We start from the raw sequence: 5959 nt of genomic DNA, 5'->3' as shown, positions 1-5959 counted from the left end.
CATTATATCTAATTATTTTATTCTTATCTAAAAAAATTATATTTGCGTCTTTATCTTCTAATATGTAATTACCTTTAGTAACTATATTAGGAATTTTATAATTTACATTATTTAAAACATCTATTAATATAACATCTCCATTTTCATTATATGAAATAAAATTTCCATTAAATTTTATCTGAGAAATACTATTAGGAGAAAATTCTCTAATTTTTTTATATTTTAATGAGGTATTATCTAATAAGTAAATACAATTTTTAGCATTGTTTCCATAACCTCCTATATTAGTTTCTATTAAAGACTTTTTGCCATATGAATGGATAGAAACAATAGATTTTTCAGGAAATATGATTTCTTTGTATTCATTTCCTAAATCTTTAGAGATGAATAAAATGGCATTATCTTCTTTAGTGTCAAAGAAGTAGCTATCTTTTTCTGCTGCAATAAAAATGATAGATTCATCCAAAATTAGAAATTTTGTAACATTTAATCCTCTTTTAGATTCAATCCCTTTTCCGTAAATGTTTTCGTATAAGTCATATTTACTAATCCATTCTATTTTTCCTTGATTAATTATATTTTGGGTACAACTATTGAAAATAATAAATATAATAAAAATATATATTTTCATACTAAAATATTCTAGGTCTGATAAATTTATCTAAAAAGTTCCTTAACATCTCATTAGGATTAGGCATATGAGGAAGGTAGGACGCAAAAAAGGAATACGCGGTGGGTATTCTTGTGCTGCTGCCTCTCCATAAGGGGTCGGTTTAAACAATTCAGCGGTGATAAACACAGAAAAAGTGGCATTACCTTTCATCTCTGTCATATCCTTGCTTAGCGTTAAGGTCTGTGGTTTGCAGGGCTATGGCATCTCTAAGGCTGTCGGTAACAAAGTCCTGCACAGCAATAAAATGGCTGCTGCTTAGCTTCATTCCGTCTATTCAATTTACAGGATAATGGGTGAGTAGGTTGTTCATTGTTCTATCTTGTTTTTAATTTATTGTAGATATTAATTAGTTTTTATTCCATATCATTCATTATTTTCATAGATATAATATTTTAAATTAGTTTCTTTTATACTATCTTTATCTATACATAAATCTTCATAACCTTCTGTTAGGTTATTACATATAGATAAATATTTTCCTTTTCTTTTTATATGATAAATATATCTATTATTCATTACTTCACCCCATTCATATAATTTAGGGTCATCTTCATATTGAGACTCTTCTCCTATGTATATATTGACAGTTCCTGAAATAGTATCAATCTTTTTTATTTTTAATAAATACCAATCCATAGACAACCTATCCATTAAAATATCTCCTTTAATTTCAATAGAGGAAAGAGTGTCTATTAAAATCTCATTATCTATTTCTAATAAACGATAAAATAGTTTGTTTAAATTTTTTTTATTATTTATTGAGGTTTTATCATTAATGGTAATAGATATTGATTTCTCTTTTTCTTCATAGCTTAAGAATTTTTGAACTTCATTGTTCTTACAATTTATAAGCAACAAACTAAAAAATATATAAATAAATGAAATTTTCATAACTCTTTTAGATTTTCTAAGTCAATTTTTATTGTTCTTTTAATTTATCTTCATCAAAATTTAGTGATTTCATTACTATTCCCATGTATTTTACCTTCAGCATTAAGATTTATCATTTCAGCACTATTACTTTCAATTTCTCCCTCACTATTTAGCATAGTTTTCCCTTTTTTGTTTCACTATGTAAATCACCTTCTATCTTTTCAGTTAAAGCACCATTCACATACACGAACATATCCCCACCAATATCACTTCTCTTAGCCTTCCCAGCTGTTTCTGTAATATTTACATTAGCATATAAATCAATGCTATCACTTGCCTTTAAGCTGATGTTTTTAGCCATTATATTAATAGTCTCAGGAGCAGAAATTTCTATATTCTTACCTTGAGTATCCAACTTAATCACATTGCCATTCTTATCAGTAAGCAAGATGCTCTCATCTTCAGTAAAGATGAACTTATGTCCACTTGAAGCCTTGGGCTGAGGCATTTGGTGGAGAAGGAGTAATTACCACTTCTCAAGGATAAATACCCTATAGCTAAAACTGAATGAAATTTTTTCATCAATTTTCCTCCTTATCTTTCTCAATTCTTCTCATATAAGGCATATGACTATTATATCCTAGTAAAATCTTAATATTCTCATTTGTTTTAACTTCCTTTATTTCCCCAGTGTTACCATTAATCCAAATGCCAGATAAATTATAGTTTCCTGTTTTCAAGTTATATAGTTCCCCCTTTGGCTTAAAAATATAATAATCTCCATATATAATATCCAATTCAAAAGAACCATCATTAGCTATTTCTTCTTTCAAAATATATTTTATACATTTTTGCCCTGCTTCATCCAATGAAAGTTTAAATGTTTTTTCCTTTTTTTTGAATTCCTCTGTTCTATATATAAAGATGTCTTTTTCTACTTTACAAGAAAAAATACTACTTAATATACCCATAATAATAACTATTTTAATAACTTTATACATATTTTTATTTCTAATTACTCAACTGTTGGTTATAACTTAATCCAAAATCTCTTTTCTTTCATACATTATCTCTTTTTTATTATATACAATAATTTTCTTAATATAATTTTTATTCTCATCTAATATGAACTCAACTAATGCGATTAAATCTCTATCGTAAATTAAGCCATTATCGCTAATTTCTTCGGTATCATTCAAGTTAATTCTCCTATACCACCATCTTTTAGTATAAAAAAAGCAATATATCTCTGCTCTTTTATTTTTCGCAATAGATGAAATATAACTATTATCAACAAAATCTTCTATTTCATATGCTACCTTGCTATAATCCTTATGGGTATAGTTTTTTATTTCATAGTAGAAATAATTAAACTTGTAAGATGAGTTTTCATTCATAATCTGTAAAATTCTAGCATTGTAAGATTTATCCATTTCGGATATTTTGATATTTTTACTACAAGAAAAAAACAGAAAAGAAATAATAAAATATACAAGATAATTCATAGCAATATTTTTTCAGAGTTTTCAACTTTAGTAATAACAGAAAAAGTGGCATTACCTTTCATCTCTGTCATATCCTTGCTTAGCGTTAAGGTCTGTGGTTCGCAGGGCTATGGCATCTCTAACGCTATCAGTTACAAAGTCCTGCACAGCAATAAAATGGCTGCTGCTTAGCTTCATTCCGTCTATCCAATTTACAGGATAATGGGTGAGTAGATTGTTCATTGTTCTATCTTGTTTTATTTATTGTTTACAAAGGTAAGGTTTTTTTCATAAACTTAGATCATAGAATTTTTAGTAAGCATTATTATGCTGTCAATATTGTTATTCCTACTATTATATACTGTTTGCCCTTTTTAATAAGTACCACTTCAATATCCCCAATTTCAGTTGTTTTTATGGTAAAGCAATTTTTATCATTAAAAAGTTGACAATCTCCACGATAAATACGAACAGCTGAAAGTAGTCCTACCTTAAAAATAGCATCATATAGCATTATGTTGTCCTTTATTTCAGCAAAAGAATAAAATTTACCCTCAAAAACATTTAAATTTTCATCAAGTCCCCTTACTCGTAACGGAAAATTTATCATCTTTTGCAGTTCAGTATCAGAAGAAGCTGCTTTTTTGGCTCTTTGTAAAAATTCATCAATAGTTTCACCTTTATCAGAAGAGGTAGTGTTTTTCTGTATTTTCAATGAGTTCTTAATCTGATCTTTCAATTCCGAATTAAACAAAGAATGTCCATTATCTTCCAGAAGATCAATTATATCATATACCTTTTTCTTTATGCTAAGAGGTAAAGCATAAAAACTTTTATCCACTTGGGTGTGTCTTGCATCATCCATTTCCGAATTCTGATGACGGATAACTATTTTCTTTCCGAGATGATATGTAATGATTTTCACCCTACCTTCTTCAAAATGTTCTCCATAGATAGATTTCGTTCCGTATACTACAATCGGATCTACAAAACCATCATTATCTAAATCTTTCAATCTTAAGTATCGTGTCCAAAACCAAATAGAGGACTCATTTTCATTTATGTAATCAGTAATAGTCCATCTTATTTTTACAGTCTTATCTTCTTCAAAAGACACGTTAAATGCTTTTATAGACCGCTTCAGACTATTTTCGTCCTGTATATTCCCTTTTGTCACCTTTTCAGTAAGAATCAAATACTGTTTACCACTTTTATCCTCAAAAGGATACACCCTAAATATAGGAAATTCAACTCCTATCTGCTGCAACACCTCAGCAGGAAAAAGTTTTTTAATTTCCATATCTGTAAGAGGAGTCTCTCTATAATTTTTATCCTCTTGTGCTATACCCATAGTACAAATGAATATACTACATAAGGTAAATAATGTTTTAATTTGTAGCATCATTTTCTTCTGTTTCTAAATTAAAAAAATGTTTCTTATTTGCCTCATTAGCAGTTATTTTGGGAATATTATAATTGAGGTGTCTATTTAGCTACATACTAATTGACTTTGGGAAACGGGAGAACGTTCTACAATTCTTTTCATTAATTTGTTAAAGATAGTCTCTTTGCTCTGTGAGCGATTAATTCTAAAACTGTTTTCCTTCCTCTTCCTCCTATGGTAAATTCATCAACCTAAACGCTATCATTCATTTTGTGCGATTCACTGGATTTCATAGCTTCACGGACTTTTTGCATAAAATAATGTGCAGTCTGACGACTAATTTCATAACGACGAGCAACTTGTGAGGCTGATAACCCTTTAGTTGTAGTTGTCATTTCAAAACATATAAAAAATGCTTTACGTAACCCAAATTTTAGTCTATGAAATAGTGTTCCAGCAGTAGGACTTTCCGTATCTCCACAGATATTACAAGTGCGTGAAAAATCTTTGCGAACTTGGTATTTTTTATGACCACATTTGCGACAGCAATATCCATCTTTCCATTTTAAAGAAGCTAGATATTCTTCGCAATCTAAGTCTGTTTTAAAGCGTTCAGTAAACTCTAAGAGACTTTGTCCCTTAAATAATTCCATAATACATTAATTTTCAGAGTGCAAATATATGAAATTATTTAGACACCTCAATCCTATTATTTACTTTGTAAAACTTCTACTCTATAAATTAACTTTCCCAGTCAATAGCAAGGATTTCATCAGTTTCCTCTGGGCGTATCATATAGTTGACAATTACCTCGCCTATTGATCTTTCACAAATGGTATACCACAGTTCAATAGTTTCTATCTTCATTTCTCATCGAAACCACACCTCTCACCGTGATTTGAGCCTTTACAGAAAGCCCTATCACTAAACTGAATAATACAAATACTTTTTTCATTACTCATTCTTTTTCTATTAAAAACCTATACTAACAGCTGGACAATAAAAATCCTCCGTTGGGAAGAACTCCTTCTTTGTTTTCGAATCTTGGAGCTTAATGATATTTTTCTTGTCCTTATCTAAAAAAATCTTAAAAATTTGCTTTTCTTTCGTTTCATTATTTGTTAGTTCTACATTATCGCCAACAATTTTAACGGATTTAAAAATCGATGGATAATCCACAAAATCAGTATAATCCATGCGAGGGGTAAGGTTTTTATCCAATTTAGTTCCTTTTTGTACAGAGTAAATTATTTTCTGAGCAGAAATATCAGGTTGCTTTTTATAAGAGCTTAATTCTTTAACCGACAGAAATTCAAGATTGATTTTATAAATCATCCTGTCTTCATTAGCGATAATAGAATCCTTTACTTCCATTCTCCATTGAAAAGCAAGCATCATATTATCTTCAAAAATCCTTTGGTAAGGAGATTTTTGCACTTTTTGTTTGGTAATTTTTTCAGGTGGTGGAGGAATAGATTTTTCCTTCTTTTGTCCAAAAGCCACAAAGTGAGCTGCCACCATGACAATTAAAAGTAATTTTTTCAT

General features: G+C 29.2%; 10 protein-coding genes and 2 pseudogenes. All 12 read right to left on the bottom strand.

Annotated elements, in window-relative coordinates; all coding sequences use genetic code 11:
• Window positions 1-631: pseudogene (locus J4N46_RS09125) on the bottom strand (hypothetical protein); the annotation flags it as partial.
• 42 nt (window positions 632-673) lie between these two features.
• Window positions 674-832, bottom strand: a complete 159-nt coding sequence (locus tag J4N46_RS12715) for a hypothetical protein (protein WP_157453460.1) — start codon at window positions 830-832, stop codon at window positions 674-676.
• Window positions 813-938 carry a hypothetical protein gene (locus J4N46_RS12865; RefSeq protein ID WP_262897142.1) on the bottom strand — a complete coding sequence of 42 codons (126 nt, stop codon included), beginning with the start codon at window positions 936-938 and terminating at the stop codon, window positions 813-815. Before J4N46_RS12865 ends, J4N46_RS12715 begins: the two co-directional genes overlap by 20 nt.
• 98 nt (window positions 939-1036) lie before the next feature.
• On the bottom strand, window positions 1037-1564 hold the full coding sequence (locus tag J4N46_RS09115; protein WP_208059030.1) for a hypothetical protein: 528 nt from the start codon (window positions 1562-1564) through the stop codon (window positions 1037-1039).
• Window positions 1565-1715: 151 nt separating this feature from the next.
• Window positions 1716-2054: a hypothetical protein gene (locus J4N46_RS09110; RefSeq protein WP_236013916.1), complete on the bottom strand. Its 339-nt coding sequence runs from the start codon at window positions 2052-2054 to the stop codon at window positions 1716-1718.
• Window positions 2055-2127: 73 nt separating this feature from the next.
• Complete coding sequence (locus tag J4N46_RS09105) at window positions 2128-2547, bottom strand: hypothetical protein (RefSeq protein ID WP_208059036.1); 420 nt, start codon at window positions 2545-2547, stop codon at window positions 2128-2130.
• A gap of 36 nt (window positions 2548-2583) precedes the next feature.
• A complete protein-coding gene (locus tag J4N46_RS09100; RefSeq protein ID WP_106099091.1) occupies window positions 2584-3051 on the bottom strand; it encodes a hypothetical protein in 468 nt (155 codons plus the stop codon).
• 51 nt (window positions 3052-3102) lie between these two features.
• Complete coding sequence (locus tag J4N46_RS09095; protein ID WP_208059029.1) at window positions 3103-3273, bottom strand: hypothetical protein; 171 nt, start codon at window positions 3271-3273, stop codon at window positions 3103-3105.
• 82 nt (window positions 3274-3355) lie between these two features.
• Window positions 3356-4435: a M949_RS01915 family surface polysaccharide biosynthesis protein gene (locus J4N46_RS09090; RefSeq protein WP_236013914.1), complete on the bottom strand. Its 1080-nt coding sequence runs from the start codon at window positions 4433-4435 to the stop codon at window positions 3356-3358.
• A 233-nt stretch (window positions 4436-4668) separates the two neighbouring features.
• Window positions 4669-5067 (bottom strand): annotated as a pseudogene (locus J4N46_RS09085) (IS1595 family transposase); the annotation flags it as partial.
• A gap of 88 nt (window positions 5068-5155) precedes the next feature.
• Complete coding sequence (locus J4N46_RS12860; RefSeq protein WP_262897141.1) at window positions 5156-5281, bottom strand: hypothetical protein; 126 nt, start codon at window positions 5279-5281, stop codon at window positions 5156-5158.
• Between the two features lie 105 nt (window positions 5282-5386).
• Window positions 5387-5959: hypothetical protein (locus tag J4N46_RS09080; RefSeq protein ID WP_208059028.1), on the bottom strand; the 573-nt coding region annotated here is incomplete at its 5' end.

The organism is Capnocytophaga bilenii (assembly GCF_017565765.1).
GTDB lineage: Bacteria > Bacteroidota > Bacteroidia > Flavobacteriales > Flavobacteriaceae > Capnocytophaga > Capnocytophaga bilenii.
This window is presented reverse-complemented; position numbering and strand designations above follow the sequence as displayed.

Excerpts from the sequence above, each read along its gene's own strand:
- J4N46_RS12715 (WP_157453460.1), bottom strand. The coding sequence starts at position 832 with ATGACAGAGATGAAAGGTAATGCCACTTTTTCTGTGTTTATCACCGCT.
- J4N46_RS12865 (WP_262897142.1), bottom strand. The coding sequence starts at position 938 with ATGAAGCTAAGCAGCAGCCATTTTATTGCTGTGCAGGACTTTGTTACC.
- J4N46_RS09115 (WP_208059030.1), bottom strand. The coding sequence starts at position 1,564 with ATGAAAATTTCATTTATTTATATATTTTTTAGTTTGTTGCTTATAAAT.
- J4N46_RS09110 (WP_236013916.1), bottom strand. The coding sequence starts at position 2,054 with ATGCCTCAGCCCAAGGCTTCAAGTGGACATAAGTTCATCTTTACTGAA.
- J4N46_RS09105 (WP_208059036.1), bottom strand. The coding sequence starts at position 2,547 with ATGTATAAAGTTATTAAAATAGTTATTATTATGGGTATATTAAGTAGT.
- J4N46_RS09100 (WP_106099091.1), bottom strand. The coding sequence starts at position 3,051 with ATGAATTATCTTGTATATTTTATTATTTCTTTTCTGTTTTTTTCTTGT.
- J4N46_RS09095 (WP_208059029.1), bottom strand. The coding sequence starts at position 3,273 with ATGAACAATCTACTCACCCATTATCCTGTAAATTGGATAGACGGAATG.
- J4N46_RS09090 (WP_236013914.1), bottom strand. The coding sequence starts at position 4,435 with ATGATGCTACAAATTAAAACATTATTTACCTTATGTAGTATATTCATT.
- J4N46_RS12860 (WP_262897141.1), bottom strand. The coding sequence starts at position 5,281 with ATGAAGATAGAAACTATTGAACTGTGGTATACCATTTGTGAAAGATCA.